General features: G+C 75.4%; 14 protein-coding genes. 10 read left to right on the top strand and 4 right to left on the bottom strand.

Annotation, left to right across the window (positions count from 1 at the left end):
* Nucleotides 1-28 precede the first annotated feature (28 nt).
* From ABWK59_RS07045 to ABWK59_RS07000, 10 genes are all read left to right on the top strand, one after another.
* Entirely contained in the window at nt 29-562 is a 534-nt protein-coding gene (locus ABWK59_RS07045) for a ferritin-like domain-containing protein (protein WP_354638813.1), read from the top strand.
* Nucleotides 563-858: 296 nt separating this feature from the next.
* Nucleotides 859-1,794 carry a SigB/SigF/SigG family RNA polymerase sigma factor gene (locus ABWK59_RS07040; protein WP_420492738.1) on the top strand — a complete coding sequence of 312 codons (936 nt, stop codon included), beginning with the start codon at nt 859-861 and terminating at the stop codon, nt 1,792-1,794.
* A 99-nt stretch (nt 1,795-1,893) separates the two neighbouring features.
* On the top strand, nt 1,894-2,292 hold the full coding sequence (locus ABWK59_RS07035) for an ATP-binding protein (RefSeq protein WP_354638809.1): 399 nt from the start codon (nt 1,894-1,896) through the stop codon (nt 2,290-2,292).
* Nucleotides 2,293-2,356: 64 nt separating this feature from the next.
* Nucleotides 2,357-3,877 carry a SpoIIE family protein phosphatase gene (locus ABWK59_RS07030; RefSeq protein WP_354638807.1) on the top strand — a complete coding sequence of 507 codons (1,521 nt, stop codon included), beginning with the start codon at nt 2,357-2,359 and terminating at the stop codon, nt 3,875-3,877.
* Nucleotides 3,878-4,006: 129 nt separating this feature from the next.
* Nucleotides 4,007-4,375 (top strand): STAS domain-containing protein, encoded by a 369-nt coding sequence (locus ABWK59_RS07025; RefSeq protein WP_354638805.1) that lies wholly within the window; start codon nt 4,007-4,009, stop codon nt 4,373-4,375.
* Entirely contained in the window at nt 4,375-4,788 is a 414-nt protein-coding gene (locus ABWK59_RS07020) for an ATP-binding protein (RefSeq protein ID WP_354638803.1), read from the top strand. The genes ABWK59_RS07025 and ABWK59_RS07020 overlap by 1 nt, the downstream gene beginning before the upstream one ends.
* 131 nt (nt 4,789-4,919) lie before the next feature.
* Nucleotides 4,920-5,123 (top strand): hypothetical protein, encoded by a 204-nt coding sequence (locus tag ABWK59_RS07015; RefSeq protein WP_354638801.1) that lies wholly within the window; start codon nt 4,920-4,922, stop codon nt 5,121-5,123.
* A 77-nt stretch (nt 5,124-5,200) separates the two neighbouring features.
* The gene (locus tag ABWK59_RS07010; RefSeq protein ID WP_354638800.1) at nt 5,201-5,689 is read left to right on the top strand and encodes a hypothetical protein; all 489 of its coding nucleotides are present in this window, start codon (nt 5,201-5,203) and stop codon (nt 5,687-5,689) included.
* Nucleotides 5,690-5,828: 139 nt separating this feature from the next.
* Nucleotides 5,829-9,389: a HAMP domain-containing protein gene (locus ABWK59_RS07005; RefSeq protein ID WP_354638798.1), complete on the top strand. Its 3,561-nt coding sequence runs from the start codon at nt 5,829-5,831 to the stop codon at nt 9,387-9,389.
* 6 nt (nt 9,390-9,395) lie between these two features.
* Nucleotides 9,396-11,771 (top strand): SpoIIE family protein phosphatase, encoded by a 2,376-nt coding sequence (locus tag ABWK59_RS07000; protein ID WP_354638796.1) that lies wholly within the window; start codon nt 9,396-9,398, stop codon nt 11,769-11,771.
* A 9-nt stretch (nt 11,772-11,780) separates the two neighbouring features.
* Here ABWK59_RS07000 and ABWK59_RS06995 read toward each other — a convergent pair whose 3' ends face one another.
* The 4 genes from ABWK59_RS06995 to ABWK59_RS06980 form a co-directional block, all read right to left on the bottom strand.
* Nucleotides 11,781-12,014 (bottom strand): DUF6296 family protein, encoded by a 234-nt coding sequence (locus tag ABWK59_RS06995; protein WP_354638794.1) that lies wholly within the window; start codon nt 12,012-12,014, stop codon nt 11,781-11,783.
* A 108-nt stretch (nt 12,015-12,122) separates the two neighbouring features.
* Entirely contained in the window at nt 12,123-13,016 is an 894-nt protein-coding gene (locus tag ABWK59_RS06990; protein WP_354638792.1) for a hypothetical protein, read from the bottom strand.
* Nucleotides 13,013-14,056: an SPFH domain-containing protein gene (locus tag ABWK59_RS06985; protein ID WP_354638791.1), complete on the bottom strand. Its 1,044-nt coding sequence runs from the start codon at nt 14,054-14,056 to the stop codon at nt 13,013-13,015. Before ABWK59_RS06985 ends, ABWK59_RS06990 begins: the two co-directional genes overlap by 4 nt.
* An 88-nt stretch (nt 14,057-14,144) precedes the next feature.
* Nucleotides 14,145-15,017: an NAD(P)-dependent oxidoreductase gene (locus ABWK59_RS06980; RefSeq protein ID WP_354638789.1), complete on the bottom strand. Its 873-nt coding sequence runs from the start codon at nt 15,015-15,017 to the stop codon at nt 14,145-14,147.
* Nucleotides 15,018-15,251: the final 234 nt, after the last annotated feature.

The following is a 15,251-nucleotide window of genomic DNA, read 5'->3' as shown; positions in this document are numbered from 1 at the left end:
AAAGACGGCAGAAGGGAACGGGACCGCCATGAGCGAGAGCCTCGCGCTGGACGTCGACCGGATCCGCCGGGAGGCCCGCCAGACGATGGCGGCCGGTCCGGTGGCCGACCGCCACGGGCTGGACACCGAGCGGGTGATCAGCGTGCTCAACGACGTGGTGGCGACCGAGGTGGTCGGCTGGCTGCGCTCCACCCGGCACGCGCTGGCGGCCCGCGGCCAGGACCTGGACCGGGTGAACCGGCTGTACGAGGAGCACGCCGACCAGGAGATGCGGCACGCCGTGGCCGTTGCGGAGCGGATCGCCCAGCTCGGCGGCCGGCCCCACTTCGACCCCGCCACCCTGGCTCAGCGGGCCCACACCGACTACGGCGTCCCGGACGCGGCCGAGTTCCGGGCCACCATGGAGCAGAGCCTGCTGGCCGGCCGGATCGCGGTGTCCACGTACCAGGAGATCGCCCGCTGGCTCGGCGACCGGGACCCGGACACCCGCCGGCTGATCGAGGCCGTCCTGGCGGACGAGGAGGGCACCGCGGACGCGCTGGCGGTCCTGCTGGCCGGGTGACCCGGTGATCGGCCCATGGGCCCGGTGATCGGCCCACGGGCCCGGCGGTCCGGGCGGTGGTGGCCCGGGCGGGAAATGTGGAGTGTCGGATTCCGGATCCCGGGTAGGCGAAGGATACGGAGGGAACGGGCGTGGCTGCCCGCCTCCGTCCCGGCGGTCAGCCGCCGGGTCCCGAGGGCGCGGTTCCCGTGCCCGGGGTGCCGCGCCGCAGCAGAGACGGGCGGTGTACGGCGCCCCTCAGCCGCCCGGTCGACGGTCCGCGCGCCGCCGGTGACGGCCCCGAAGCGCGCAGGGAGATGACCTCGTTGTCCACTCCGACCCCGTCCACGCCCGTCCCCGCCCCCGCCGTCACGGCTCCCGTCACGGCCCCCGCCGTCACGGCCCCCGTACCGGCGGAGGAGCTGCCCCGGCCGACCCCGCAGCAGATGCGGGCGATGGGCAAGACCGAGGCCCGCGAACTCAGCGACGCGCTGTTCGCCCGGCTGGCCGAACTGGACCGCGAGAGCCACGCCTACAGCTACGTCCGCGGCACCATCATCGAGCTCAACATGCCGCTGGTCCGGTTCGTCGCCGGCCGCCTGCGCCACCACACCGCCGAGACGGAGGACATCCTCCAGGTCGGCACCATCGGCCTGATCAAGGCCGTCGACGGCTACGACCACCACCGCGGCGTCGAGTTCCTCACCTACGCCATCCCCACCATCGTCGGCGAGATCAAACGCTTCTTCCGCGACACCTCCTGGCCCCTGCGGGTCCCCCGCAGCCAGCAGGAGCTCTACCTCCAGGTCGCCCGCGCCTCCGACCGCCTCGAACAGCAACTCGGCCGCCTCCCCGCCCCCGACGAACTCGCCGAGGACCTCCACCTCACCCGCGACGAGGTCCTGAGCGGCCTGGAGGCCGGCCGGGTCTACCGGGCGGACTCCCTGGACGCCCTGCACGACGACGGCCCGGACGAGGCCGGCAGCTCCCTGCTCGACCGGCTCGGCGCCTGCGACCACAACCTCGAACTCGTCGAGTTCCGCGAAGCCGTCCGCCCCCTCCTCACCTCCCTCACCCCCCGCGACCGGCAGATCCTGCTCCTCCGCTTCTGGGGCCACCACACCCAGACCGAGATCGCCGAGCGCATCGGCGTCTCCCAGATGCAGGTCTCCCGGCTGCTGGCGTCCGTCCTGGCCCGCCTGCGTCAGGGCCTGGAGGACGCCCCCGGCGAATGCGGCGAGCCGGCGAGGTGACGCGCGCCACCGTGCCGGTGGGCGGTGGGGCGCGCATGTCCGGCGGAACGCGGGTAGACGTCCGCAGAGGAGTCGCCGAGTTTCCCCGGGGGTACGACCGTGCACCAGATTCCCGCGCTGGCCGTCGATCTGGACGGCAGACCCGGATCGGTCCGCCACGCCCGGCACCAGGCCGGCCTGTTCCTGACCGACCTGGCGGTGGAGCCGGCGACCGCGCTGCGGCCCGAGACCTGCCGCGACGTGGTCCTGGTGGTCGGGGAGCTGGTGGCCAACGCCTGTCTGCACGCGCCCGGCCCCTGCCGGCTCACCCTCGCGGTGACGGGCCGCGGCCGGGTGGAGGTCGCCGTCGAGGACACCAACCCGCGACCGCCCGTGCCGCAGCGGCGCGGCGGGCCGACGGGCTACGGGCTGCGGGTGGTGGCCTGGTTGAGCCGCGAGGTCAGGGTGGAGACGACCGAGGGCGGGAAGGTCGTGCGGGCCGAGGTGGTCGAGCGGTGAGCGGGCCGGGCGAGCCCGCGGCGGGCGACCTAGGCTGGGTCTGACGCGGATCAGGGCGGTTGGGATGACCGACGAAGTCACCGAACGGGACGCGCTGCGGGCCGTGGCCGACCGGCTCCGGGCCGAGGTCGAGGACCTGCGGCGGTCCCTGCGGACGCAGAGCGTGATCGAGCGGGCCACCGGCCTGCTGGCCGAACGGCTCTCCCGCAGCTCCGACCAGGCCCGCGACGAACTGCTCCGGCTCGCCCGCGAGAGCGGCCGCCGCCCCGCGCAGGTCGCCGCCGACCTGCTCGGCCTCCCCGCGCCGCCCGAGGACGGGTTCCGGGACGCCGTCGACCGCTCGCCGGGCCCCCACGGCCACCAGCCCGATCACCCGCCGGCACCCGACCACCCGCCGGCGCCCCGCGGCAACGGCGACCGGGAGCGGCAGGTCGCCCAGCTCGCCCAGGCCCAGCGGCTGGCCCGGCTCGGCACCTGGAGCTGGGAGGCCGGCGGCCGCCTGATCTCCTGCTCGCGCGAGGTGCCGCGGCTCTTCGGCCTCGCCCGGCCCGCCGAACCGGACGGTGGCGCCCCCGAGAACGCCCTCGGCGTCGAGGAGGTCCTGGCCGCGGTGGTCGCCGAGGACCGCGGCGTTGTCCGGGACGCCGCCGGACGCCTGCTGGCCGGCAAGGGCCCGGTCACCCTCGGCTTCCGCGTGGCCGGACCGGACGGCCGCCGCAGCCTGCGGGCCATGGCCGAGACCGTACCCGGGCCCGCCCCGTCCGGGGTGGCCGCCGTCCGCGGCGTGGTGCAGGACGTCACCGCCTGGCGCCGCGCCGAGCAGGAGCTGGCCGGGACCAGGGAACGGCTGCTGGACCAGCGCCGGCAGACCGCCGCCGAGCACCGCGCCGTACGCGCTCTCCAGCACGCGCTGATGGACGCCCCCGGCGGCCCGCCCGCTGCCGGCCTGGAGGTCGCCGTCCGCTACCTGCCCGCCGAGCGCGACAGCCGGGTCGGCGGCGACTGGTCCGACCTCCTCACCCTGCCGGACGGCGCGATCCTGATCGCCGTCGGCGACGTCTCCGGCCACGGCATCCGGGCCGCCGCCGGCATGGCCCGCCTCCGGTATGCGCTGCGCGGCCTGGCGTACACCGGCGCCGGCCCGGACGAACTGCTGCACCGGCTGAACCGGATGCTCTGCCACGAACGCGGCGACGGCATCGCCACCGCGCTGTGCGGCCGGCTCGACCCGGACGGCCGGGTGCTGACCTGGGCCCGGGCCGGCCACCTGCCGCCGCTGGTCAGCCGGGACGGCCTGGCCCGGCTGCTCGACTCCCCGAGTGGCCTGGTGCTCGGCGCCTCGCCCGCCGCCCGCTACCGCACCGCCGAGCTGCCCCTCGGCCCCCGGGACACCCTGCTGCTCTACACCGACGGCCTGGTGGTGCGCCGCGGCACCGACCCCGGACGGGAACTGGACCGCCTGGTGGAGACCGTCGCCGAGCACCCCGCCGGCTCCGTCGCCGGCTGCCTCGACCACGTGCTGCGCCGCCTGGGCGCGCCCAACCCGCAGGACGACATCTGCCTGATGGGCCTGCGGCTGCACTGAGCGGCGGCCCCCGGACGCCCCCGCACGACGACCCCCGCACCGTGGCCCGCCCGCGCGTGCGGGGGCGGGCCGTGGTGCGGCCGGACTATCGTGGGACGAGACCCGTCGGCGGCGGGAGGAGCGTGACCGATGGACACCGCGGGTGAGACCGGTGAGCTCAACGTCTCGGTGCAACAGGTCGACCGGGCGGTGGTGCTGCGCCCGGCCGGCGAGCTCGACCACGACACCGCCGACGCGCTGCGCTCGGCCCTGGACGCCGCGCTGCGCGCCGACGTCCGGCAGGTGGTGATCGACTGCGCCGCCCTCGAGTTCTGCGACTCCACCGGACTCAACCTGCTGCTGCGCGCCCGCCTCACCGCCGAGTCGGGCGGCCGCCGGATCGTCATCGCCGCGCCCGGGCCGATGGTCTCCCGGCTGCTGGAGATCACCGGAGCCGGCGAGGTGTTCGAGGTGTTCCCGACCGCGGACGAGGCCCTGGCGGCCGGGGATCCCGGCTGATGGACGGAACCCTCCAGACCAGGCGGCTGGCCCTCACCGAGATCCGTGGATCGGTCGGCCGCTCCCGGGAGTTCACCCGGACGGCGCTGGAGGACTGGGGCTGGCTGCCGGCCGCGGGGAACCGGCTGGCGGTCACCGAGGACGTGCTGCTGATGGTCAGCGAACTGATCACCAACGCCTGCCTGCACGCCGGCGGTCCGCGCGAACTCGTGCTGCACCGGACCGGCGCCCTGCTGCGGGTGGAGGTCACCGACGAGAGCCCCTTCCCGCCGGTGATCCGGCCCGGCGGGCACCCGGCCGTGCCGGGCGGCCACGGCCTCAAGGTGGTCGACCGGCTGTCCCGCGGCTGGGGGAGCGAGCCGGGGGCCGTGGGCAAGACGGTGTGGCTGGAGATCGAGGTCCCGCCGCCCTGACCGGGCCCTTCGCCCCTGTCCGTTTCGGGGCGGTTTTGATAGTTTTCGACCGGGAAGGCGTGGGCGCGATGGCATCGATCGAGCCCGCCGCCCGTTCCCGAGCCGGGGGGCCGATCCCAGGAGAGGTGAGCATGATGGAGACGACCGAACGGCGCGGCTGGAACGGCCCCGGCGGCCGGGAGCAGGAGTGGGCGAGACCGGGCGGGCCGTACGCGGCCGGCCTCGGCGCCGCCGCTCCCGCATCCCGGCCCGAGACCTACCGGTCCGCTCCGGCCGGCGCCGCAGGCACCGAGCCGACGGACGCCGAGCTGTACGCCGTTCTGGGCGAGGACTGACCCGGTCGGGAACCCGACCGCGGCCCGCGGGCTGCGGTGCACGGTGAACGGCCGACAGCCGGGATGAGGCGAGAGGCATGGACCGTGACGCGTTCCCGGGTGACGAGTTCCCCGACGGCTTCCCCGATGGCTTCCCCGACGACGACGGCGGGGAGGGTGCCGGGGAGGGCCCGTTCGAGGGCGGCCCGGAAGGGGAGCCCGCCGAGGAGGAGCTCCCGGAGCTGTGCGACCAGTGCGGATCGCTGATCGACCCCGGTGAGGAGCTCTTCGCCCTGGTCCCCGACTCGTCGGCGCTGCACGCCTGGGACCCGGACTTCGACGGGAAGCGGGTGCTCACCGCCTGCTCCATCGACCACCTCGCCGAGCTGGTCGACCAGTACCGCCGCCGGCCGTTCGTGGTCGAGGAGCAGTGGGCCGGCAAGGTCTGCCGGGCCCTGGAGCAGCACGGCGAGCCGCTGAACATCGACGCCCTGGCCCACGCCAGCGGCCTGTCCGCCGACCAGGTGGACCGGGCGGTGGACTGGCACAACGAACGCGCCCGCCGCTGGCGCAAGCGGTTCGGCTGAGCGCCCCCGCGGCCACCGCGGCCCGCGTCGCCCGGTGTGCGACGCGGGCCGCGGTGGGACAGTGGAGAGGGGTGCCGCGGACGGGGCCGACGGCACCGCACCCCGTCCGTCCCGGCCACACCCAGGCGCGAGGTCCCCGATGAACGAGCGCGCAGAGCCCGACCGCGAACGGCTGCCGGAGGAGGCCCTCCGGCAGCTGCTCGGCGGTCTCACCGCGGTCCGCGACGGCGACTTCGGCACCCGGCTGCCGGTCGGCCGGCCCGGCGTGCTGGGCGAGATCGCGGCGGTCTTCAACGACATGGCCGACCAGCTCTCCCGGGTCACCTCCGAGGTGACCCGGGTGGCCCGGGAGGTGGGCACCGAGGGCCGGCTCGGCGGCCAGGCGGACGTCCGGGACGTCTCCGGCAGCTGGCGGGACCTCACCGAGTCGGTCAACGCGATGGCCGGCAACCTCACCGGGCAGGTCCGCAACATCGCCCAGGTGACCACGGCGGTGGCCAAGGGCGACCTCACCCAGAAGATCGAGGTGGACGCCCGCGGCGAGATCCTCGCCCTGAAGAACACCGTCAACACCATGGTCGACCAGCTCTCCTCGTTCGCCGGGGAGGTGACGCGGGTGGCCCGGGAGGTGGGCACCGAGGGCCGGCTCGGCGGCCAGGCGGACGTCCGGGACGTCTCCGGCACCTGGCGGGACCTCACCGACTCGGTGAACTCCATGGCCGGCAACCTCACCGCGCAGGTCCGCAGCATCGCCCAGGTCGCCACCGCGGTGGCCAAGGGCGACCTCACCCAGCGGATCCGGGTGGACGCCCGCGGCGAGATCCTGGTGCTCAAGGAGACCCTCAACACCATGGTCGACCGGCTGTCCGCCTTCGCCGACGAGGTCACCCGGGTCGCCCGGGCCGTCGGCACCGAGGGCGACCTCGGCGGTCAGGCCACCGTCCGCGGGGTCTCCGGCACCTGGAGGGACCTCACCGAGAACGTCAACGTGATGGCCTCCAACCTCACCGCGCAGGTCCGCAGCATCTCCCAGGTGGCCACCGCGGTGGCCCGCGGCGACCTGTCGCAGAAGATCACCGTCGAGGCCAAGGGCGAGGTCGCCGCCCTGGCCGGCACCCTCAACACCATGGTGGACACCCTCTCGACCTTCGCCGACGAGGTCACCCGGGTCGCCCGCGAGGTCGGCACCGAGGGCATCCTCGGCGGCCAGGCCCGGGTCGCCAACGTGGCCGGCACCTGGAAGGACCTCACCGACAACGTCAACTCGATGGCCAACAACCTCACCAACCAGGTCCGCAACATCGCCCAGGTCACCACCTCCGTCGCCCAGGGCGACCTCACCCGCAAGATCGACGTGGACGCCCGCGGCGAGATCCTGGAACTCAAGACCACCATCAACACCATGGTCGACCAGCTCTCCTCGTTCGCCGCCGAGGTCACCCGGGTGGCCCGCGAGGTCGGCAGCGAGGGCCGGCTCGGCGGCCAGGCCGAGGTGGAGGGCGTCTCCGGCACCTGGAAGCGGCTCACCGAGAACGTCAACGAACTGGCCGGCAACCTCACCCGCCAGGTCCGTGCCATCGCCGAGGTCACCGGCGCGGTCGCCGAGGGCGACCTGACCCGCTCCATCACCGTCGACGCCTCCGGCGAGGTCGCCGACCTCAAGGACAACATCAACTCCATGGTGGAGTCGCTGCGCCAGACCACCCGCGAGAACCAGGAACAGGACTGGCTCAAGACCAACCTCGCCCGGCTCACCGGACTCATCCAGGGCCACCGCGAACTGGCCGCCGTCGCCGAACTCATCATGGACGAGCTCACCCCGCTGGTCTCCGCCCAGTACGGCGCCTTCTACCTCGCCGAGGAGACGCCCCGCGGCACCGAACTCGTCCTGATCAGCTCGTACGGACGCGGCGCCGACGCCGGACCCGCACGGATCCGGCTCGGCGAGACCCTGGTCGGCCAGGCCGCCCGCAGCCGCCGGGCCATCTCCGTCACCGACCTGCCGCCGGGCTACGCCGTCATCTCCTCCAGCCTGGGCGCCGCCTCGCCGCGGGAGCTGCGGGTGCTGCCCATCGTGGTGGAGGACCAACTGCTCGGCGTGGTCGAACTCGCCGCTCTGCGCCCCTTCACCCAGGCGCACCACGGCCTGCTCGCTCAGTTCACCGAGGCGGTCGGCACCAACCTCTCCACCCTGCTGGCCAACGCCCGCACCGACGTCCTGCTGGAGGAGTCGCAGCGGCTCACCGCCGAACTCCAGGCCCGCTCCGTGGAGTTGCAGACCGGACAGGAGGAGCTGCGCCGCTCCAACGCCGAACTGGAGGAGAAGGCCTCCCTGCTGGCCGCCCAGAACCGCGACATCGAGGCCAAGAACCTGGAGATCGACCAGGCCCGGCGCGAACTCGAAGCCCGAGCCCAGCAGTTGACCCGCACCTCGATGTACAAGTCGGAGTTCCTGGCCAACATGAGCCACGAGCTGCGCACCCCGCTCAACAGCCTGCTGATCCTCGCCCAGCTGCTCGCCCAGAACCCGGCCGGCAACCTGACGGCCAAGCAGGTCGAGTACGCCGAGGTGATCCACTCGGCCGGATCGGACCTGCTGCAGCTGATCAACGACATCCTGGACCTGTCCAAAGTCGAGGCCGGGAAGATGGACGTCAGCGTCGAACGCTTCCCGCTGCGCGAGCTGCTGGACTACGTGGAGACCACCTTCCGCCCGCTGGCCGGGCAGAAGAACCTGGACTTCCGGGTCGCCACCGCGGCCGACCTGCCCACCGAACTGCTCACCGACCAGGGCCGGTTGCGGCAGATCCTGCGCAACCTGCTGTCCAACGCCGTGAAGTTCACCGACCGTGGCGGGGTGGAGCTGGTGATCGGACCGGAGGCCGCCGAGGACCTGCCCGCCGAACTCGCCGGACAGGACGAGTCGGTGGCCTACCTCGCCTTCCTCGTCCGGGACACCGGCATCGGCATCGCCGAGGACCACCTGGAGGCCATCTTCGGCGCCTTCCAGCAGGCCGACGGCACCACCAGCCGGCGGTACGGCGGCACCGGGCTGGGCCTGTCGATCAGCCGCGAACTCGCCCACCTGCTGGGCGGCACGATCACCACGGAGAGCGTCCTCGGCGAGGGCAGCACCTTCACCCTGCACCTGCCGGTCGGCGTCCGGCCCCGCCCGCCGGGACCGGCCGGGGCGGACGCCCGTCCGGGGTCCGGGCCGGTCCATGGGGCGCGGCCGGCCGGCGAGCCACAGGAGGCCGCCGGCCGGACGGCGGGGGGAGCGGCCGAGGCCCAGGGCGAGGGCGAGGCCGAACACGCCGCCGAGCCGCTGGCCGGGCGTACCGTGCTGGTGATCGACGACGACCTGCGCAACGTCTTCGCGGTCACCGGCGTGCTGGAGCAGTACGGGGCGAAGGTCCTGCACGCGGAGAACGGCCGGGTCGGGCTGGAGACCCTGCACGCCCACCCCGAGGTGGCCGTCATCCTGATGGACATCATGATGCCGGAACTGGACGGCTACGCCGCCACCGCCGCGATCCGCGAGATGGCCGACTTCGCCGCCATCCCGATCATCGCGGTGACCGCGAAGGCGATGCCCGGGGACCGGGACCGCACCCTCGCGGCCGGCGCCAACGACTACGTCACCAAACCGGTGGACGCCCGCCACCTGCTGAGCCGGATCCGCCACTGGCTGGACGGGTGAGCCGCCGTGGCCGAGGGCCCGTCGGGTGCGGCCGGACCGGCCCGAGCCGCGGGCGGCACCGCGGGCCGGGCCCGGGGACACGGTACGGACGGGCAGCCGTCCCCCGGTGAGCTGGCCGCGGTCGAACGGCTGCGCCGCGAGGTCGAGGAGCTCAGGGCCCGGCTCGGCGGCCGGGTGGTGGTGGACCTCGCCACCGGGATGCTCGCCGAGCGGCTGGCCTGCAGCCCGGCCGACGCGCTCGACCAACTGGCGCGCCTCGCACGGGAGTCGGGCGTTCCGCTGGGGGAGATCGCCGCCGACGTGGTCGGGGACGCGGTCGCCCCGCCGCAGGAGGCCGAGCCGGGCTCGCCGACCGGGGAGCCGGCCGACCCGGCGGAGGCGTACCGGGCCGGCGGCGGTGGTCAGGCCGGGCCCACGGACCCGGCCGTCGGGGCCACCGCCCGGGCGGTCCTGGACCAGACGGGTGCGGCCCTCGGAGTGACGGTGGTGGCGATCTGGGAGGTCCGGCCGGGTGGTGTGCTGCAGCTCGCCGGCCACGCGGGCGTGCCCGCCGGGGAGGCCGCCGCCTGGCGCCGGGTACCCCCGGGCGTGGACACCCCCGCCCAGCTGGCCGCCCGGACCGGCGACGAACTCTGGCCGGGACCGACCCCCCGGCTCAGGCCGAGCGTCGCCATCCGGTCCGCCGGCCACCGGGCCGCCCTGCCCGCCCGCCGGTCCGGCCGGCTGCTCGGCGTCCTCGAACTGGGCTGGCCCGAGCCGCCCGCCGTCCCCCCGGACCGGCTCAGGCGCCAACTCCGCGGCCTGGCCGAGGTCTGCGCCCTGACCCTGGACACGCCGGCCGGCCGGTTCGGTGCGGAGCCCGGTGAGCGGCCCGAGGAAGAGGCGGCCGCGGCGCTGCTGGACGCGCTTCTCGACCCCGCCCTGCTCCTCGAACCGGTGCTCGACCGCCGCGGCGGGGAGCCGGTGGACTTCCGGATCCTCCGCGCCGGCGCCCGGTTCACCGACCCGGCCGAGCGGCCCCCGCACGTCCTGGAGGGCACCACCCTGGTGGAGAGCTACCCCGCTGCCTGCGCGGGCGGCCTGCTCGGCCTGCTGCTGGAGGTCCAGGCCGGCGGCCGGGTGCCGGCCGGCGAGGCCACCCTGCGGCTGGTCCTCCACCCGGAGGAACAGCCCACCGAGGTCCGGATCGGCGCCGCCCGCATCGGCCCGCTGCTGCTCCTCAGCTGGCGCCCCGAGGGCGCCGAGACCCGGCAGGCCGCCCTGCTGGAGGCCGCCCAACGGCTCGCCGGGGTCGGCGGCTTCGAGGAGGACCTGCGCACCGGCGCCATCCTCTGGAGCCGCAGCCTGCGCGAGCTGCACGGCCTGCGCCCCGACGCCGACCCCACCCCCTTCGTCGCCCTCGCCGCCCACGCCCACCCCGACGACCGCGCGGTCGTCCGCCGGCTCGTCCGGACCGTGCTGCGCGGCCGCCGACCCGCCTCGGCGGTGTTCCGGCTGCTCAGGCCCGACGGCCCGACCCGCTACACCCTGGCCGCCGCCGAACCCGTCCTCGACCGGTCCGGCCTGCTGGTCGCCGTCCGCGGCGCGTACCAGGACGTCTCCTCCCAGCACTGGACCGAGATCGCCCTCGCCGCCACCCGCGAACGGCTGATCGACAGCGAACAGGAGACCGCCGACCGCCACCGCCTCGCCCTCCGCCTCCAGCGGGCCATCCTGCCCCCGGCACCCCCGCCGCTCACCGCGGCCGGCCTGACCGCCGCCGTCCGCTACCGCCCGGCCGCCGAGCGCGAACGGGTCGGCGGCGACTGGTACGACGTCTTCGTCCTGCCCGACGGGCAGGCCGTGCTCACCGTCGGTGACATGGCCGGCCACGGGGTGGAGGCGGCCACCGGCATGGTCGCGCTGCGCAACGCCCTGCGCGGGCTCGCCACGACCGGCGCGGGACCCGGCCGGCTGCTCGGCTGGCTCAACGCGGTCACCGCCCAGCTGCCCGACCCCACCACCGCCACCGCCGTCTGCGCCCGCTACGACCCCACCCGGCGGGAGTTGCGCTGGGCCCGGGCCGGGCACCTGCCGCCGGTCCTGCTGCGGGACGGGCGGGCCGAACCGCTGCCACTGCCGCACGGGATCCTGCTCGGGGCGCAGGACGACGCCGTCTACGAGGAGGTCGTGCTCACGCTGCGGGAGGGGGACGTGCTGCTGCTCTACACCGACGGGCTGATCGAGCGGCGGGACAGCGGGCTGGACGACTCCCTGGAGGCGCTGCTGCGGGTGGCGGGGGCACCGGGGCCGGACCTGAAGGCGTTCCTGGACCGGCTGTTGGTGGGGTCGCCGGCGGACACGGACGACGACACGTGTCTGATCGCGGTGCGGGTGGAGTGAGGGGCCGCCTTACGGCAGGGGTTCGGCGATCAGGGGGGTGCGGGGGGTCTGGTGGCCGCCGGTGGCGAGCATGCGGACCTCGCCGCGGTCGCTGATCTCGGCCCGGACGATGCCGGAGGCGTCCGCGTAGACCGGATGGCCGCCCGGGCCGGTGTCCCCGGTGGGCTCCACCACGACCACGTCCTGCGCGGCGTGGGCACCGGGGTCGCCCGGGAAGGTCAGTGCGAATCGCTTACGGCCCATGGCCAGCCTCCTCCTCCCGCCCCGTCTTCAGGATAGGCCCGCGGCGCGAACCGCGACCGGGGGCGGCCGGGCCCCGTCACGGGGCGTCACGGGGTGCTCCGGGGCCGGTCAGGTGAGCAGGCGCAGCCGTTCGGCGGCGACGCCGAGCTGGACCGTCTGGCCCCAGGCGAGGTGCAGGGCATCGGACTCCACCCCGTCGCCGAAGGCCACCAGCCGGTCCGACTCCACGGTGACGGTGAGCCGTTCGACCGCACCGAGCAGGCCCTGGACCCGTTCGGTGCCGGTGACCGGCGAGGGCCACGCCTCGCGGACGAACCAGGCGACCTGGGCGGCGGTCGGGGCGGGCAGGTCGAGGGTGCTGCGCCGTTCGAGCCAGGTGGAGCGGCACCAGCCGGTGGCGCCGGTGCCGGTGCCGACCAGGACGCCGGAGGAGGCCTGGGCCTCCTCCCCGCCGCGGCCGGCCGAGATCCGGTAGCGGGCGGTCTGGTGGCCGCTCTGCCCCAGGTAGATCTCGTTGAGCGCGAGCAGTCGCTGGGTGTCGTCGGCGACCGCCTCGACCATGGTCCGCTCCTCCAGCCGGGACCCGCCGAGGGCCGCCGCGCGCAGCAGCCCGGCGGCGTCCTCGCTGCGGTGCCGGACCAGGACGCCCGGGTTGCGGCCGGGGTCGGTGTCCACGCCGATCACCGGCTGCCCGGCCAGGTACTTGGCGGTGTTGGCCACCAGCCCGTCCTGGCCGACCACCACGACCAGGTCCTCGGGGGAGAACAGGAAGCGGTCCAGGTCCGCGCGTTCGACCCGGGTGCGCCGCCAGTCCAGCGGGACGGCGGCCGCGACCTCGGCGAGGGCGGCGAGGGTGCGGTGGTGCCGGCCTTCGACCTCGTCCAGCGAGCGGCCGCGCGAGCCGAGGAAGAACGCCGCCTGGCCCCGGGAGCCGTGGTGGGCGAGCAACTCCTCGTACTCGGTGCGGCGGTGGACCAGGACCACCCGGGGGGCGAGGCTCACCGCCGGTCACCGCCGCCGGCGCCGAGGCGGCCGAGCAGGCCGGTGAGGACGTCCGGGGTGAGGGTGACGCTGTCGATCTTCGGCAGGTGCTCGGCCAGCCGGATCAGGGCCAGGGCCTGGAGGACCTCGGGGCCGGCCTGCTGGTGGGCGGCCAGCCAGGCCTCCTCGGCGGCGGCCTTCGCGGCGCCGAGTTCGCGGTCGGAGGCGGCCTGGGCCTGGGCTAGGATCCGGGCGGACTCGGCCTCGGCGCCGGCCAGCCGGGTGCGGCGGGCGGCCTCGGCCTCGGCGCGCACCGCGTCGGCGGCAGCCTTGTGCTCGGCGTCGAGGCGGGCGTTGGCACCCTTCTGGGCGACCAACTCCTCCTCGCGTCGGGCGAGTTCGATCTGGCTGGCGAGTTCGTTCTCGGCGATGGCGCGCTCGCGCTCGACCGCGACGGCCCGCCGCTCGTAGGTGGCGCGGTCGGCCTCCTGCTGGACCAGCTCCCGGGCCGGGGTGCGCAGGGCGCGCTCCATCTCGGCCTCCGGGCGCAGCGCGGTGACCCGGACGGCGATCACGGTGAGGCCGATCTCGGCGAGCCGGGGGTCGGCGGTGAGACCCGCGGAGACGGTGTCGCGGACGGCGGTGATGCCCTCGGCGAGGGCGGTGGCCAGCGGGGTCCGGGCGATCAGTTCCAGGGCGTGCTGCTGGGCGGTCTCGGTGAGCAGGGTGCCGAGCTGCTCCAGCGGTTCGGCGCGCCAGGCGCCGGTGTCCGGGTCGATGCCGAAGTCCACGCGGGCGGCGGTGACGGCCGGGTCGGAGATCCGGTACGTGACCGTGGCCTGGACGGCGAGGTCCTGGAAGTCGGCGGTGCGGGCGTGGAAGAGCATGGCCAACTCCCGGTCGTCCGCCGGGATCTCGGATATCGCGGCGGCCAGCGGGCGGAACCAGAAGGCGAGCCCGGTGCCGTCGTGGGCCACCTCGCCGCGGCGCAGGTGGCGGACGTGGGAGGTGGGCGCGGCGCGCAGGTGGCGGAAACCGAAGCGGCGGGTGATGTCGGCCATGGTGGAGACCCCTTTCTCGTCGGTGTGACGATAACGCGGCTCGCGCGTTCTCGTCAATACGACGAAAAAGGGGTCTCCCCGCGGTCCGTCAGCCCTTCCCGGTACGGCGGCGGGCGGTCCGGCCGAGCGCCGCCAGGTCGAGGTCGCCGGCGCCGTCGGCCACCGACTCCGCCAGGGCGTCCCGCAGCAGCGCGGCCAGCGGGAGCCGCACCTCGCCGTCCCGGCCGGCCGCCAGGGCGAGATCCACGTCCTTGAGCCCGAGCGCCAGCCGGAACGCCGCCGGCTCGTACCGGTCCTCGGCGATCATCGCGCCGTAACCGGAGTAGACCGGGCCGGGGAAGACGGTGCCGGTGAGCACCTCCAGCAGGTCGCCGGCCGGGAGCCCGCCGGCCTCCGCCAGCGCCGAGGCCTCGGCCACCGCCTCGACCGCCGACACCAGCGTGAGGTTGGCGCACACCTTGGCCAGGTTGGCCAGGTGCGGCTGCTCGCCCAGCCGCCAGGTCCGGCGGCCCATCGCCTCGAACAGCGGGGCCACCCGGTCCAGGTACGAACCCTCCCCGGCCGCCAGGATGTTGAGGTTGCCCGCGGCGGCCACGTCGGTCCGGCCGAGGACCGGCGCGGCGACGTAGCCGATCCCGTGTGCGGCGTGCAGCTCGGCGGCGCGGCGGGCCAGGGCCGGCGAGACCGTGGCCATGTTGACGTGGACGGCCACCGCCGCCGACGCCAGCAACTCCCCGTCCAGCAGCAGGGATTCCACCACCGCGTCGTCGGCGAGCATGGAGACGGCCACCTCCGCCTCCAGCGCCTCGGCCAGCCGCCCGGCCGGCCGGGCGCCCTCGGCGGCCAGCTCGTCGACCGGCCCGGGCGAACGGTTCCACACCGTCACCTCGTGCCCGGCCGCGAGCAGCCGCCGCGCCATCACGCGGCCCATGCCGCCGAGTCCGATGAATCCCACCTGCATGTCGACGGCTCCCTGCTCCCGATCGGAGGCACCCGGCTGACGGCCGCAAGGCCGCTCAGTCGCTCGGCCGCGCGCCGGCTACGGCCCCTGCCGCCGCACCCGGAAGTGATCGTACGGGCACGACGGTTCGGGAGGACGGCACCTGCGACCGGACCTGGTGGACCCCGCCGGAGGCCCAGCCGTAGAGGCCGGCGCGCACGGTGATTCCCGGAGGAGCGAGTCGGGCGCGAGCCG

The sequence above is a fragment of the Kitasatospora sp. HUAS MG31 genome, from assembly GCF_040571325.1.
Classification (GTDB): Bacteria; Actinomycetota; Actinomycetes; order Streptomycetales; family Streptomycetaceae; genus Kitasatospora; species Kitasatospora camelliae.
Note: the sequence above shows the minus strand (reverse complement) of the source record. Positions and strands in the feature narration are given on the sequence as shown.